Source organism: Dolomitihabitans soli (genome assembly GCF_022213955.1).
In the GTDB taxonomy this organism is placed as follows: domain Bacteria; phylum Actinomycetota; class Actinomycetes; order Streptosporangiales; family Streptosporangiaceae; genus Streptosporangium_A; species Streptosporangium_A soli.
Genome location: NZ_JAKNTW010000003.1, coordinates 1 through 12,781, shown reverse-complemented (window position 1 = coordinate 12,781; position 12,781 = coordinate 1). Strand labels below are relative to the sequence as shown.

18 protein-coding genes are annotated in these 12,781 nt (G+C 67.7%); 6 read left to right on the top strand and 12 right to left on the bottom strand.

Features of this window, described 5'->3' with window-relative positions:
• Positions 1-4: 4 nt before the first annotated feature.
• The 6 genes from MBA17_RS08030 to MBA17_RS08005 form a co-directional block, all read right to left on the bottom strand.
• Positions 5-373, bottom strand: a complete 369-nt coding sequence (locus MBA17_RS08030; protein ID WP_238495657.1) for a YciI family protein — start codon at positions 371-373, stop codon at positions 5-7.
• A gap of 313 nt (positions 374-686) precedes the next feature.
• On the bottom strand, positions 687-842 hold the full coding sequence (locus MBA17_RS08025; RefSeq protein WP_238495656.1) for a hypothetical protein: 156 nt from the start codon (positions 840-842) through the stop codon (positions 687-689).
• Between the two features lie 183 nt (positions 843-1,025).
• Positions 1,026-1,352 carry a DUF1048 domain-containing protein gene (locus MBA17_RS08020; protein ID WP_238495655.1) on the bottom strand — a complete coding sequence of 109 codons (327 nt, stop codon included), beginning with the start codon at positions 1,350-1,352 and terminating at the stop codon, positions 1,026-1,028.
• Position 1,353: 1 nt separating this feature from the next.
• Complete coding sequence (locus tag MBA17_RS08015) at positions 1,354-1,710, bottom strand: DUF1048 domain-containing protein (RefSeq protein WP_238495654.1); 357 nt, start codon at positions 1,708-1,710, stop codon at positions 1,354-1,356.
• A complete protein-coding gene (locus tag MBA17_RS08010) occupies positions 1,707-2,033 on the bottom strand; it encodes a PadR family transcriptional regulator (RefSeq protein ID WP_238495653.1) in 327 nt (108 codons plus the stop codon). Before MBA17_RS08010 ends, MBA17_RS08015 begins: the two co-directional genes overlap by 4 nt.
• 121 nt (positions 2,034-2,154) lie before the next feature.
• A complete protein-coding gene (locus MBA17_RS08005) occupies positions 2,155-3,186 on the bottom strand; it encodes a saccharopine dehydrogenase family protein (protein WP_238495652.1) in 1,032 nt (343 codons plus the stop codon).
• Between the two features lie 107 nt (positions 3,187-3,293).
• Between MBA17_RS08005 and MBA17_RS08000 the strand changes: the two genes are divergently transcribed.
• The 5 genes from MBA17_RS08000 (at position 3,294) to MBA17_RS07980 (ending at position 7,442) form a co-directional block, all read left to right on the top strand.
• A complete protein-coding gene (locus MBA17_RS08000) occupies positions 3,294-4,283 on the top strand; it encodes a helix-turn-helix domain-containing protein (protein WP_238495651.1) in 990 nt (329 codons plus the stop codon).
• A 102-nt stretch (positions 4,284-4,385) separates the two neighbouring features.
• Positions 4,386-4,565: a hypothetical protein gene (locus MBA17_RS07995; protein ID WP_238495650.1), complete on the top strand. Its 180-nt coding sequence runs from the start codon at positions 4,386-4,388 to the stop codon at positions 4,563-4,565.
• A gap of 105 nt (positions 4,566-4,670) precedes the next feature.
• Entirely contained in the window at positions 4,671-5,393 is a 723-nt protein-coding gene (locus MBA17_RS07990) for a VOC family protein (RefSeq protein ID WP_238495649.1), read from the top strand.
• A gap of 201 nt (positions 5,394-5,594) precedes the next feature.
• Positions 5,595-6,614, top strand: coding sequence for a proline racemase family protein (locus MBA17_RS07985; protein WP_238495648.1), 1,020 nt, complete (start codon positions 5,595-5,597; stop codon positions 6,612-6,614).
• A 291-nt stretch (positions 6,615-6,905) separates the two neighbouring features.
• On the top strand, positions 6,906-7,442 hold the full coding sequence (locus MBA17_RS07980) for a hypothetical protein (RefSeq protein WP_238495647.1): 537 nt from the start codon (positions 6,906-6,908) through the stop codon (positions 7,440-7,442).
• Positions 7,443-7,616: 174 nt separating this feature from the next.
• On the opposite strand, the gene MBA17_RS07975 is transcribed toward MBA17_RS07980, so the two are convergent.
• The 4 genes from MBA17_RS07975 to MBA17_RS07960 form a co-directional block, all read right to left on the bottom strand.
• The gene (locus MBA17_RS07975) at positions 7,617-8,051 is read right to left on the bottom strand and encodes a DUF4396 domain-containing protein (protein WP_238495646.1); all 435 of its coding nucleotides are present in this window, start codon (positions 8,049-8,051) and stop codon (positions 7,617-7,619) included.
• 156 nt (positions 8,052-8,207) lie between these two features.
• On the bottom strand, positions 8,208-9,317 hold the full coding sequence (locus MBA17_RS07970; RefSeq protein WP_238495645.1) for a C40 family peptidase: 1,110 nt from the start codon (positions 9,315-9,317) through the stop codon (positions 8,208-8,210).
• A 126-nt stretch (positions 9,318-9,443) separates the two neighbouring features.
• Positions 9,444-9,935, bottom strand: coding sequence for a DinB family protein (locus MBA17_RS07965; RefSeq protein ID WP_238495644.1), 492 nt, complete (start codon positions 9,933-9,935; stop codon positions 9,444-9,446).
• The gene (locus tag MBA17_RS07960) at positions 9,932-10,564 is read right to left on the bottom strand and encodes a class I SAM-dependent methyltransferase (RefSeq protein WP_238495643.1); all 633 of its coding nucleotides are present in this window, start codon (positions 10,562-10,564) and stop codon (positions 9,932-9,934) included. The genes MBA17_RS07965 and MBA17_RS07960 overlap by 4 nt, the downstream gene beginning before the upstream one ends.
• A 92-nt stretch (positions 10,565-10,656) precedes the next feature.
• On the opposite strand from MBA17_RS07960, the gene MBA17_RS07955 reads away from it, so the two are divergent.
• Positions 10,657-11,256, top strand: coding sequence for a helix-turn-helix domain-containing protein (locus MBA17_RS07955; protein ID WP_238495642.1), 600 nt, complete (start codon positions 10,657-10,659; stop codon positions 11,254-11,256).
• Positions 11,257-11,301: 45 nt separating this feature from the next.
• Here the strand turns inward: MBA17_RS07955 and MBA17_RS07950 are convergent, their stop codons facing one another.
• Complete coding sequence (locus tag MBA17_RS07950; protein ID WP_238495641.1) at positions 11,302-11,910, bottom strand: DUF305 domain-containing protein; 609 nt, start codon at positions 11,908-11,910, stop codon at positions 11,302-11,304.
• An 81-nt stretch (positions 11,911-11,991) separates the two neighbouring features.
• Positions 11,992-12,363 carry a hypothetical protein gene (locus tag MBA17_RS07945; RefSeq protein ID WP_238495640.1) on the bottom strand — a complete coding sequence of 124 codons (372 nt, stop codon included), beginning with the start codon at positions 12,361-12,363 and terminating at the stop codon, positions 11,992-11,994.
• Between the last annotated feature and the right edge of the window lie 418 nt (positions 12,364-12,781).

The window sequence follows — 12,781 nt, the reverse complement described above, 5'->3', positions numbered from 1 at the left end:
GTGCTCAGCCGTCGGCCGTGCCCGCGAAGAGCACCGGCCGCACCTCGATGCCGAGGCCCTCGACGCCGGCGTCCGGGATGAGCGCGGCCAGCTCCAGGGCGCGCTCCCGGCTGTCGCATTCCACCATGTAATAGCCGCCGAGGTACTCCTTGGCCTCAAGGTAGGGCCCGTCCGTCACCGCCGGGACGCCGCCCCGGACCCTGACCACGGCGCTCTGCGACGGGTCGGCCAGCGCGGTGGTGCTGATCATCTCCCCGGACTTCTTGACGGTCTCCATGAACGGGCCGTGGCCGCTCATCACCTCGTTGCGCTCCTCCTCGGTCAGCGCGTCCCAGATCTGCGGGTTGTTGTGCATGATCAACATGAACTTCATGCGCCGTCTCCTTCAATGGTCGGGCGGCGCCCCCGAAGGCGCCGTTCACCATGAAGTCGGAGCCGGTGCCGCATTCTTGCGGTACGGACCGAAAGAATCTCCCGCCCGCTCCACCTATGTCGCGAAGGCGCCTGACCTGGGCGTTCCATGCCCAGCGGCCATCACTGGAGCAGAGGAATGAACCTGCCACGGAAGGCCACCGCGGGGCGCGCCCTGGTCGGCGGCCGGCCGGTGTGGGAGAACGCCCCGGTCGCATCGGCGTCAGCCTGCCGCACGTCGGCCCGTCCCGACCCCGTCGAGTTCCAGGCAAGCACTACCAGGTTCCGCCGTCCATGAGGGCGTGTTCGTAGTCGGGCAGGTCGAAGGCGGTGTGGGCGGCACGGCCCTCGGTGCTGGACGGCAGCGCCGTACGGCTGCGCAAGATCGCGTTCCGCGTGTCGAGGTGCTGCCGGGTGCGCGGGGCGACCACGCCGCCGCCCTCCGTGGCGAGGGCCTGGTTGCGCTCCGCAGGCCGAGGGTGTTGGAGTGCGACCCGTCGGCGCCGATCACCAGGTCGAAGAGGCGCTGGAGTTCGGGTCGACCGACACCGTGCATGCGCCGATGATGCAGGCGCCGGCGCTGATCAAGCGGTATAGGGCCGGGTCGACGGGTGTTACTTCTCGGCCGTGCCGGGTTCCCCTCTGATGGACTCCTGATAGATGTCCGCGTAGGTGCGCGAGTCCTTGACCAGGTCGTCGCAGAAGGCAGCGACGTCGTCGCCGATGAGTTCCAGGACTCCCTTGCCGGCCGCGACGCCCTCCTCGAAGAAGTCGACGATCCCTGAGAGCAGGGTCCCGTCAGGCAAGTCGATCGGTCCGATCTTGAAGAAGTACTTCTGCATCTCCTTGTAGACGATCTGGTAGTCCGGCGGGAGCGCCTTGACCCGCGCCAGGTGCGCCCGCCACTGCTTCTTGCCCTCGATGATGTCTTGGATGCCCACGTCAGCCTCCCAGCCGGTCCAATTTCCTTGCGACGTTCCTGTTCAACTGATCGCGCCACCGGTCGCGATGGCTCCGGGCCCCTTCTTCGCCGGCCAGCGCCGCGCAGAAGCCCTGGATGTCGTCGCCCAGCACCTCGTGAATGCCCTGCCCATCGGCCGCTGTCTCTTCGAGCAGCCCCAGAGCATTGTCGAGAAGCGGCATCAGGTTGCGACCCGTGAAGTCCCCGTAGGGGAAGAGGTGGGCCTTGATCTGCTCCCACGCCGCCCGGTAGTCGGCCGGCAACGCCCCTGCCCGAGCTTCGAACGCCTTCCATTCCCTGGTGAGATCGCTGCCAGTAATGGTCTCCCAGAAGTTCATCTCCCGCCCTCCTTGAGCTTGTCGATCCGTGATGTGATGTACGCCCATTTCGCCCAGAACGTCACGAGTTCTTCGCGCCCCGCGTCGTTGAGCGCATAGAACTTGCGCGGCGGGCCCAGCCCGGACGGTCGTTTCGTCACCTGGACGAGCCCGTTCTTCTCCAGTCGCAGCAGGATGGTGTAAACCGTCCCCTCGACGACGTCGGCGAAGCCGAGTTCGTTCAGCCGACGCGTGATGGCATACCCGTAGGTCTCCTCGCTGCCGATGATTTCAAGCACGCAGCCCTCAAGCGTGCCCTTCAGCATCTCCGTCAGGTTGTCCATCGTGCGTCCTCTTCGGTCACTCCTGGTACTCGGTGGTATCGAGTACCACTATACGGTACCACCGAGTAGCGGAGCATGCCACCAGGCTGAATCCCGCCCGGCGTTCACTCCGGGGAGCGCGTCAAAGGCGCAGTTCCAGGGAGATGTGCGAGGACATCGCGCGGAGGAAGTCGGGCGCGTCGAAGAGTTCACCGGCTGAGGCGACCCCGACCGTCCTGGTCCGTCCCGTGAGGATACGGTCGACCGCTTCCACCACGAGCGGCGCGGTGACGGCGTAGATGTCCTGACCCCTTGCCACAGCGCGCCGTTCGATGCCGCCGGAGCGCACGACGACGTCGACGAGGAACGTCTGTGCGGACCGGCCGCGCTCGTCGGCCGCGGTCGGCGTCGGTGCGTCCGGGGCCGACACATCCCTGGCCGCCTCGACCGTCATGTAGGTACGCACTTCGGGGATGGACAGGTGGCTGGGAACGGTGACGACGTCAGCCATGGTGAACTCCCCGATGACGGCCCGAGGGCCCATCGGGTCGGGAAAGGGCCACTCCAGGGTCGGCGGGTCGTCATGGCGGTACTCCAGCCGCCCGTTCGTGTAACGGACACGTCGACCGCCCCGCCGCTGCCGGGAGACCGCCCCCGCGGCACGCGTCCCGGCGGTGGGGTGCCAACTGCTCAGCCCGTACGCGATGTGCGCCTCGTCGGCCGCCGTCCAGTCGCCCATCGCGGCGGTGGCCAGCAGGTCCCCGAGGCCGCCATAGAAGGCCATCGCAGGGACGATCACCGTTCCTGCGGCGCGGGCGCGGTCCGTGAAGTGCGTGAACGTGTCAAGGTTGGCCTCAATCTCGGCCGCCACATCCACATACGGGATCCCCGCGCGCAGTGCCGCCTCGATCACGGGGGCGGCCGTCGTGGCGAACGGCCCGGCACAGTTGATCACGGCCGCCGCACCAGCCAGTGCGCGGTCGAGCGAGGCCGGATCGTCGACCGACGCCGGGCGGGCGTCCAGGTCCGGATCGGACGCCGCCAGCACCCTCAGCTTGGCGGCGTCGCGGCCGGAGAGAACCGGGACAAACCCGCGATCCCGCAGCTGTGCCACCACAAAGCGTCCAGTGTGGCCGTACGCGCCGAACACCGCCACCGTAAGTCCCGATCCCATGGTTCTCCCCCGTGCTCAATATCTGCTGCGATCTGTCTCGGACATCCTGGCGAGGGCGGGTGCCCCACGCGAGTGTCCGGAACGCCAAGACCCGTACAATTCCGGACGTGAACACTGTCGCGCTGGCCGTCACCGACGGGATGCTGCACTTCGAGTTGTCCTTGGCGTACGAGGTCTTCGGGGCCGGCCTGACCGGCATGGCCGACCCCTGGTACAGCGTCGTCGTCTGCGGGCCGGGCGCCGTACGGGTCGGCCGGTTCCAGCTGGAGCCCGACCACGGGCTCGACCAACTCCCGCGCGCCGACACCGTGATCATCCCGGGCTGGGCCGACGTCGACGAGGACCCACCCGCCGACCTGGTCGACGCGGTGCGCGCGGCCCACGAGGCAGGCGCACGCGTGGCCTCCCTCTGCACGGGCGCGTTCGTGCTGGCCGCCGCCGGTCTGCTGGACGGGCGGCGAGCGACCACGCACTGGGCGCACACCCGAGCCCTGGCCGACCGCTACCCGCAGGTGAAGGTGGACCCGGACGTCCTCTACGTGGACAACGGCCGCGTTCTCACCTCCGCCGGCAAAGCCGCCGCCATGGACCTGTGCCTGCACCTCGTCCGCCTCGACCACGGTTCGTCGATCGCCAACACGGTCGCCCGCCGCCTGGTCGTCCCCCCGCACCGGGACGGCGGCCAGGCCCAGTTCGTGACCACCCCGGTGCCCGCCTCGGACAACCACCCGCTCGCCGAACTGTTCCCCTGGGTGATCGAACGGCTGGATCACCCGCTGAGCGTGGAGGACCTGGCGCGCCAGGCGAACATGAGCTCACGCAACCTGGGCCGCCACTTCAGGTCGGCGACCGGCACCACCCCGCTGCAATGGCTGCTGACCCAGCGGATCCGTCACGCCCAGGAGTTGCTGGAGACCACCGACGACAGCGTCGACACCATCGCGGCGGCCACCGGCATGGGCACCGCGACGACGCTGCGCCGGCACTTCAACCGCACGGTCGGCGTGCCGCCGGACACCTACCGCCGCACCTTCCGCTCACGGACCCGCCCCGGCCCGAACGACAGCGGGCAACACCACCAACGCCCTGAGCCATAAGGAGCAGCGCGGCGGCGGTGGCCAAGGCCCCGCCATTGCTTGCCATGATGAGCACTTCGGCGTCGCCGAGGTGAGCGGCGGCGGAAGTCGAGCCCGGCGTACGTGTCGAGCAGGACGCGGGCGCTGCTCACGCAGAATCTCGACCTGCTCGATCTGAGCGTGCCGGAGGTTCTCGATGATGATCCGCCGGCGGCGATGCTCGCCGCGCCGGCCGAGCGGACCGGCGTCGATCACGCCCGGCCGCCTGCCGATCGTGCGCCGGAAGCGTCGCCCTCTGACTGATAAGCGTTGGCGTCGCAGTCCTCGATCGGGCTAGCGTTGCTTCCGTCATGCGCCAGGAGGACTTGCCCTGTCTGCGCCTGTGAGTCAGCTGATTGGAGATGCGGGATGACTTCTCAGCTCGTCGCGCTCTGCTTCGATGCGAACGACCCGCTCCGCCTCGCGCGCTTCTGGGCCGGAGTCCTGGACTGGGAGATGGCCGACGACCCCCACGACGGCATCGCGCTCCTGCCGAGCGATGACACCGGGTTCCGGATCCGATTTCTTCCGACCCAGGAGCAGAAGACCGGCGAGAACCAGATGCACTTCGATCTGACGAGCACGTCCCTCGAGGACCAGCAGCAGACGGTGGCGAGGTCGCTCGGGCTCGGCGCCCAGCACATCGACATCGGGCAACGTCCGGAGGAGGGTCATGTCGTGCTCGCCGACCCCGACGGCAACGAGTTCTGCGTCATCGAGCCGGGCAACGAGTTCCTCGCCGACTGCGGATTCATCGGAGCGCTTGCGAGCGACGGTTCGCAGGAGGTCGGGTACTTCTGGAGCGAAGCGCTGGGCTGGCCGTTGGTCTGGGATCAGGACCAAGAGACCGCGATTCGCTCGCCGCACGGCGGTCCGAAGATCACCTGGGGCGGTCCGCCACTGATGCCGAAGACCGGGAAGTACCGGCTGCATTTCGACCTCGCTCCACCCGCCGACGGCGATCAGCAAGCGGAGGTCGACCGTCTCATCTCCCTGGGGGCAACGCGCATCGACATCGGTCAGGGCGAGGTCAGCTGGGTGGTCATGGCCGATCCCGATGGCCATGAGTTCTGTGTGTTGACCCCCCGATAGCGTGACCAGACCGGGGACGGCGCGCCTCCGATCCACTCCGCGGCACGGTGTGATGGCGGCGGCGCCGCGGCTCATGACTCACGCTGCCCAGCAGTAGCCGGCAAAGGCCGACACGACGGCCGCAACTGAAGAGCCGCCGGCGTGACTCGTGGCAAAGGCCGTTCAGCTCACCCACGTTTTGCTAGTAGATGGGCTTTTGCGATGGCGCAATCCGATGTCCGTACCGTCGATTACCACACCGGTGGTGAGCCCTTCCGTATCGTCGCGGAGCCGCCGGTCGCCATCGGCGGCGGGGCGGTGGCCGAGCGCAGGGTCGTGGCGATCTCGGACCCGGCCGTCGACGGGCTGCGCCGGATGCTGTGCTTCGAGCCGCGCGGGCACGCCGACATGTACGGGGGATTCATCACCCCGCCCGACGACGACGGGGCGCTGTTCGGCGTGCTGTTCTGGCACAAGGACGGCTTCTCCACCGCCTGCGGGCACGGCACGATCGCGCTCGGGACGTGGGCCGTGGAGTCAGGTCTGATCGAGGCCGACTCCAGTGGGGTCACGGACGTCGTGATCGACGTGCCGTCCGGCCGGGTGACGGCGCGCGTGCACACCGCAGACGGCCGGGTGTCGGGCGTCGACTTCGTCAACGTGCCCAGCTACATGATCGCCGAGAACGTTCCCGTGCCGACCACGCGCGGCGAGGTCCGGGCGGACATCGCCTACGGCGGCGCCATCTACGCGCACGTGGCGGCCTCAGCGGCCGGGCTGGCCGTGGAACCGCGCCACATCGACCGGCTCATCGCCCTCGGCCGTGAGATCAAGCGGACGCTCAACGACAGCGAGCACGCCCGGCACCCCGGCGACGAACGGCTCAGCGGCATCTACGGCACGATCTTCTATGACGACCTGGGCGACGACGGCGAGGGCAACCCGCACCAGCGCAACGTCACGATCTTCGCGGACGGGCAGGTCGACCGGTCCCCCTGCGGGTCGGGCACCGCATCCCGCGTCGCCATGCTCAGTGCCGCCGGCCGCCTGCGCGACGATCGCCGGCTCGTGCACGACTCCATCGTGGGATCCCGCTTCCACGCCCGGGTCCTCCATCACGTGACCGCCGACGGACGGCTCGCCGTCATCCCCGTCGTCTCCGGGACCGCCCACAAGACCGGCGAGCACCTGTTCGTCGTCGATCCCGCCGACGAACTCTTCCCAGGCTTCGTCCTGCGATGATCGACATCCGCCCTGGATGCATACCGCGACGCCGAGACCCTGCCGGGGCTCATCGTCTACCGCTTCGACGCGCCGCTGTTCTTCGCCAACGCCGACGTGCTGCGGCTGGTGGCACCGACCCGAGCGGGGGCCGTGTCGAGGACCTCGTGGTGGACAACGTCGCGCGGGCGGAGTGTCGCGGCGGCGCTGCTGGACCGCCGGTCACCAGGAGGAGGTCAATCGTGTGAATCCTTCACGAGCGGACCCGCACCCGAACTATGGTGTGGAACTCATGATCATGGAGGAAATACTATGAAACAGACCATAGGCCTGCGGATCGGCCGGTCGGCACTCGTGATGGCGCTGGCCGGAGGGGTTCCCGTGGCCGGTGTCGCGCCCGCCGCGAACGCCGCCTCAGCTGCCCCCGCAGCCCAGAAGATGACGATCGGGCCATTCGGGTACGGCAGCCTGAAGCTCGGGATGTCCGCCGCGCGGGCCAAGGCGACCGGGAAGATCGTCCGCAAGGACATCGATGCCCCCACCACGTGCTCGACCTGGGACTTGAAGGGACATCGGTACGGCGGCGACCGGGCAGGGGTGTTCATCTCCAAGAAGCAGGGCGTGGTCACGATCTCCGCGCCCGGCAACGTCAAGACGCCTCAGGGCATCGGTAGGGGCTCCACCCCCGCGCAATTGAGGGCCGCCTACCCGAAACTTAAGCAGAATTCGTTGTACGGGACCTTCGCCACCGTGCCGGGCAACCCCAAGGCGTCCTACATCTTCCTCGTGTCGAAGAACATGGTCGTGGGCGTGGTCTTGATCCGGACCACGCAGAACTGCCTCAGGTAGTGGCCCGACACGCGAACCCGGTCGGCTGACCGGACCGGATTCCGGACGGATGAGCCCGGCGGCCCATGTCCGGAGGGCGGCCGGGCACTGTCATCAGCTCGACGCCCACCACAGGCTTCTCCGGCCCAAGGCGCACCTCCTGCCGTCGGGAATCGGCGGCAGGCCGAGATGATCTCAGTGATGGTAAGCGTGAACCACGGCGTGTCCCTTGCCTCGGCCAATGATCCATTTGTTCACCGGCCAGGTGACCAGGAAGGCGACCAGGAGGGCGAAGGCCAGGGCCCCCCAGAAGAGGCCAGAGGCGAGCCCGGCGTCCATGGCACCCGGCACCGCGACCATCACCGCGTTGTCGACGATCTCCATCACGACGATGGAGAGGGTGTCGGCGGCGAGTGCCAGCCGTACGGCCATGCGCCAGTTCACTCCGGCCCGGCGCAGGCCCACCAGGGTCAACGCGTAGCCGAAGAAGAACGCCAGAGCGACGGCCAGCACGATTGTCGGCACAGTCGACCAGCCCAAAGCGGTGCCGATCACCATGCCCAGCACCTCACCGATCGCGCAACCGGTGAGGCAGTGCAACGTCGCCGACGCCGCCATCCCCCACGTCACGTTTCGCCGAGTGCCCCGAATGGGCAGACGCGGCATGGCTGTGCTGCTCACCATGATCCACGTGGTCAGCTGATTTGGACATTGACCCTCAATTCGCCTATAACGCTGCGAGAGGAGACTCTACTATCTTCGATAGGGGATAGAGCAAGCGAGTCGTCAGGGGCGTACGGCGCCGAGGAGCCGTCCCCACCAGTAGTCGTCCAGGTCGACCACTTTGATGATGTCGCCGGTTCGTGGGGCGTGGACCATCTTCCCGCCTCCCGCGTACATGCCCATATGGCCGAGCCCCTTGCTGAACAGCAGATCGCCGGGTTGGAGCCGGTCCAGTTCCAGTGGCACTCGCCGGCGCGCTCCCCAGCTCCACTGCTCCCAGGTGGTACGCGGAAGGCTGACACCGGCGCCGCGCCACGACGCCTGGGTCAGACCGGAGCAGTCATACGATCCCGGGCCCTCACCGCCCCACTGGTACGGCTTACCGATCTGCTTGTAGGCGAACTCCATCACTTGCCGGGCGTTGCCCGAGGCCGGGCCGGTGTAGGTGACGCCGGTGCTGTTCGGATCGCCCGCGCGAAAGGCTCCTAGCCTGCGTAGTAGCTTTGCCTGCTCGGCGACCGTGCGTTCGGCTTTCGACTTCTCCTTGGCCAGGACGTCTCGCGCCTTGTCCGCATCGCTCAGCGCATCCTCGGCCTTCCGGTACTGCTCTTTCAATGCCCGGTTCGCGTCATCGAAGGCGCGCAGCGACTCTGCCCGACCAGCCGTGATCTGGTCGAGGGCTGCCATGCCGCCCAGGACGGAACGGGGATCATTGTGCGCAGCGAGCCCTTCTCCGCTGGTCAGCCCGCCGTACTGGTAACTGTTGACGGCTACCGCGACGAGATCTCTGCGCAAGCTGTCGACCACCGCGCGCTGCCGCGTGTAGAGGATGTTCAACCGGTCGTATCGCTTCCCGGCCTTCTTCCACCGCTCGTCGGCCAGGTTGAAACGGTCGACGATCACGCCGGCCTCGTCGTTGAGCTTCGACAGCTTGGCCTTGGCCTGCGGAATCGTCGGCCGGGGTTCGGCAACCGCCGAGTCGAGTGGAAGCAGGAGCGCAGCGATCACACATCCCACGGCCCACGGGACTCGCCCGAACCTCACCGAGATGCCCACCTTGGCCACTACAACACCTTCCCGATTCCGGATCTGCGCGGAATGCTCCAGAGCGGCGACGGGCAGAACTACGCCTTGCTCCGTAATTGAGCCAAGCAAACCGACTGCCTCCAGCATCCCAGCACTGTGATCTTTCTACGGTATAACGTAGTAGCTCCGCTATGCATTCGGGAACGTGGAGCATGAACGTAGATCAGCGGTCCAGCGGGGGACGGTGCGGATGCTCGCCATGAGATGTGTCCTTCAGCGGCCGGTGGCGCCGTCGATGAGTTCACGCAGGATGTCGGCGTGCCCGGCGTGCCTGCCGGTCTCTTCGATCAGATGCGCCAGCGTCCAGCGCCAGGAAGGGGCACTGCGGCCGTGGGAGGCCGGGCGCGGGCCAGGCATGTTCAGGTCGGTGCAGGCGGCGATCGCCTTGTCCGCTCGCGCGGTCGTCTCGCGGTAGGCGGCCAGGACTGCCTCGGCGGTCTCCTGCGGACCGGGCTGGAACGTGGCTTTCCAATCGCGGACCGGATGGCCCAGCAGCCAGTGCCGCTCGACGTGGGTCAGGTGTGTGATCAGGCCGAGCAGGTTCGTCCCCGAGGCCACACCTGGGGTGCGGACTTGCGGTTCGCGGACGCCCTCGACCTTGGCGGCCACCGAGGTGCGCAGATAATCGAGGAACCCCCACAGCACGTCCTTCTCGGTGGGGCCGGTCGCCGGCGGACCGGTATCGCGCCGGCGCGTCCCGCTCATCGTTGGCCTCCAGGGTTCCGCCGGATGACCAGCACGTTGTCGGTGACGATCGCGGTCCGGCCCGCAGGTCCGGTGGCGTGGCGCTGAGGCATGTCCGCGCGCACGATCGACCACTCGCGGAGCTCCAGATCGAGTTCCGTGGCCACCTCCGCCGGTGTCGGGTAATGCACGCCTGGATCCTGGTTCCAGGACCACGGCGCGGTAGATCCGTGATCGACGATCACCAGCCGCCCACCCGGGCGCAGGGCGTACGCGGCAGTGCGCAGCACCTGCGCCCGCGGAAGGTCGAAAGGTGTGTGGAAGTACTGCGCGGAGATCAGGTCGAAAGCCCCCTCGGGGAACTCAAGGGCCACATCCATGCACACCGCGACGATCGGCAGCCCGTCAGCGTCGGCCCGCTGCCGCAGTGTGTGCACCGCCGTGCAGGAGATGTCGACAGCAGTGACCCGCCACCCGTGCCGGGCCAGCCACAGCGCGTCGCCTCCACCGCCGCATCCCAGATCAAGTGCGGCACCCGGGGGGCACGGCGTAGCGACCTCGGCGAGCAAGGGGTTCACTCGTACATCCGAGGCGCGGTGTGTGCGGTAGTGCTCGTCCCAGAAGTGCGCAGGTTCGTTCGTAGAAGTCATGGTTTCGCTCTCGTGTGGACTGCTTCGGCACCACTGTCCCGCCGGGCGCAGCGCAGTGCACGAAAACTTGCTGGACCGGCAAGATGGGCGCCATGAGCGAGGACATGGATGATGTACTGGACGCAGTCGGGCCTCGGTTGCGGGCGCTGCGGAAGCGCAGAGGAATCACCCTGGCCGACCTGTCGGCATCCACGGGGATTTCGGAGAGCACCCTGTCCCGCCTGGAAAGCGGCGGGCGGCGTCCCAATCTGGAGCTGCTGCTGCCGCTGGCCCGTACCTACGATGTACCGCTCGACGACCTCGTCGGCGCACCCCGCACCGGCGACCCGCGGATCCACCTGCGCCCCATCCACCGCCACGGCATGACCTTCATTCCGCTCACCCGCCGAGCGGGCGGGCTGCAGGCGTACAAGATGCTCATTCCGAGCCGCCCTGAGCCGGCCGAACCGACCCCGCAGACGCACGGCGGCTACGAATGGGTCTACGTCCTCACCGGACGGCTGCGGCTGCTGATCGGTGACCGCGACCTAATCCTTCCGGCAGGCGAAGCCGCCGAGTTCGACACCGCACTGCCCCACTGGCTGGGCTCAGGCGACGGACATGCCGTGGAACTGCTGGTTCTCTTCGGCCCCCAAGGCGAACGTGCCCACGTACGCGCACGCACACGACGAGCGGGCTCTCCTGCGCGGTGAGCCTCGGGTGATGCCCGGGCAGCGACGCCCGGGCATCACGTACGGTCAGAGACGGTCGACGATCTTCCGCAACTGCGCGACTTCAGCTTGCTGAGCGCTCTCGATAGCCTTGGCCAGTTCCTTGGCCTTGGGATCCGCACCTTGGTCCTGCTCGGTGCGCGCCATCTCGATCGCCCCGTTGTGATGGGCGAGCATCAGTTCGGCGAACCGCTTGTCGAAGTTCGCGCCCTTTGCCGCCTCCAGATCATTCATGTCCTCTTGGGACAGGATTCCGGGCATGTCGTGTCCCATTTCGCCAGGGGACGCTGGCTTGCCCCAGGCGGACAACCAGCCCTGCATCGTCTGGATCTCCGGGTCCTGGGCGGCCTTTATCTTGGCGGCCAGGACCTTGACCTCTTCGTCGGACGCTCGGGTCTCGGCCAGTTCGGCCATCTCGACGGCCTGCTCGTGGTGGGGGATCATCATTTGCGCGAACGCCACATCCGCGTCGTTGAACTGAGCGCTGGCGGTGGTGGTCGCCGGAGCGCTGCTGCTCATGCCCTCGTGCCCCGCCATCGAGTCGTTGCCGCCGCCGCAGGCAGTGAGCAGGAGAAATGATCCCGCCGCCGCAGCGGTGAGCGTGAGTCGTCGAATGATGAATCGGTCGGTGTGCATGGTGATCTGAACTCTCTCGGTAGCTGAATCTGCTGGACTCTCCGTGAGGCGGCTCAAAAGCCGTCCGCGGGCAAGATCGGCCTATAAGCGCAGAACCGAGAGCTGCGCCAGCCGTTCGGCCGGACTCCGTGGCGGCGGCCGGGTGACGCCCAGTACGGACAGCGCGGAATCCGTCAGACCGTGTGCGATGCGGCGGGCACGTGTCCGGAGTGTGGCGAGCGCCAGCAGGAGGAGCGAGGTGAGAACGGCCACGCAGACAGAGGTCGGATCAAGCTCAGGCATCCGCGGAACCGGCGTCGAGAAGTCAGCCGCCGGGAAACTCATAGGCGCGATGGCCTCGTCGGCCGGAAAGCCATGCGCCGCCATCGTGGCCCCACCAACACGCCCGTGCCCGGAGTCGAGGTGCCCGAGCGTGTGCATTCCGCAGACGCCGAGAGCCAGGATGACCAGCAACAGCCATCGCGATGCCCGTGACGCTCCACGCGGACCGGCTCTGCCCATCATCTCCTCCCTCGCGACTCATACAACTAATAAACATAGTAGACGGAAGTGTGAACAGCCGCCTTCGGCGTCAGTGGGGCACGCCGGTCCCAGTGGACGGCGCCACGGCATGAGCACGACGGGCCGCCGCTCCTGCTCGCGGACTCCGTGGCGGGTCATGCCGGACGGCTTGTATGCAGACAGTGCGACGGCCACGAGCAGCCCCCGCAGAGGGGCTTCGCAACACATCGAGGTCGGCATCGGTCATTGCCGTCTTCGCGACGAGGGTCTGCCGCTCTTCCTCCCCCGACTGCTGGATCGCACGGCGTGGGCCGACCGCGCACCACGGCTGGCGATCGCCATGTGGCAGGCCGCAGGGGCATCCGTCGTG

Bases quoted from the DNA above. Each gene is read 5' to 3' on its own strand.
- MBA17_RS08030 (WP_238495657.1), bottom strand. From the start codon at position 373: ATGAAGTTCATGTTGATCATGCACAACAACCCGCAGATCTGGGACGCG.
- MBA17_RS07955 (WP_238495642.1), top strand. From the start codon at position 10,657: ATGAGCGAGGACATGGATGATGTACTGGACGCAGTCGGGCCTCGGTTG.
- MBA17_RS07965 (WP_238495644.1), bottom strand. From the start codon at position 9,935: ATGAGCGGGACGCGCCGGCGCGATACCGGTCCGCCGGCGACCGGCCCC.
- MBA17_RS07950 (WP_238495641.1), bottom strand. From the start codon at position 11,910: ATGCACACCGACCGATTCATCATTCGACGACTCACGCTCACCGCTGCG.
- MBA17_RS07980 (WP_238495647.1), top strand. From the start codon at position 6,906: ATGAAACAGACCATAGGCCTGCGGATCGGCCGGTCGGCACTCGTGATG.
- MBA17_RS07970 (WP_238495645.1), bottom strand. From the start codon at position 9,317: ATGCTGGAGGCAGTCGGTTTGCTTGGCTCAATTACGGAGCAAGGCGTA.
- MBA17_RS08010 (WP_238495653.1), bottom strand. From the start codon at position 2,033: ATGGACAACCTGACGGAGATGCTGAAGGGCACGCTTGAGGGCTGCGTG.
- MBA17_RS07990 (WP_238495649.1), top strand. From the start codon at position 4,671: ATGACTTCTCAGCTCGTCGCGCTCTGCTTCGATGCGAACGACCCGCTC.
- MBA17_RS08015 (WP_238495654.1), bottom strand. From the start codon at position 1,710: ATGAACTTCTGGGAGACCATTACTGGCAGCGATCTCACCAGGGAATGG.
- MBA17_RS07985 (WP_238495648.1), top strand. From the start codon at position 5,595: ATGGCGCAATCCGATGTCCGTACCGTCGATTACCACACCGGTGGTGAG.
- MBA17_RS08005 (WP_238495652.1), bottom strand. From the start codon at position 3,186: ATGGGATCGGGACTTACGGTGGCGGTGTTCGGCGCGTACGGCCACACT.
- MBA17_RS07960 (WP_238495643.1), bottom strand. From the start codon at position 10,564: ATGACTTCTACGAACGAACCTGCGCACTTCTGGGACGAGCACTACCGC.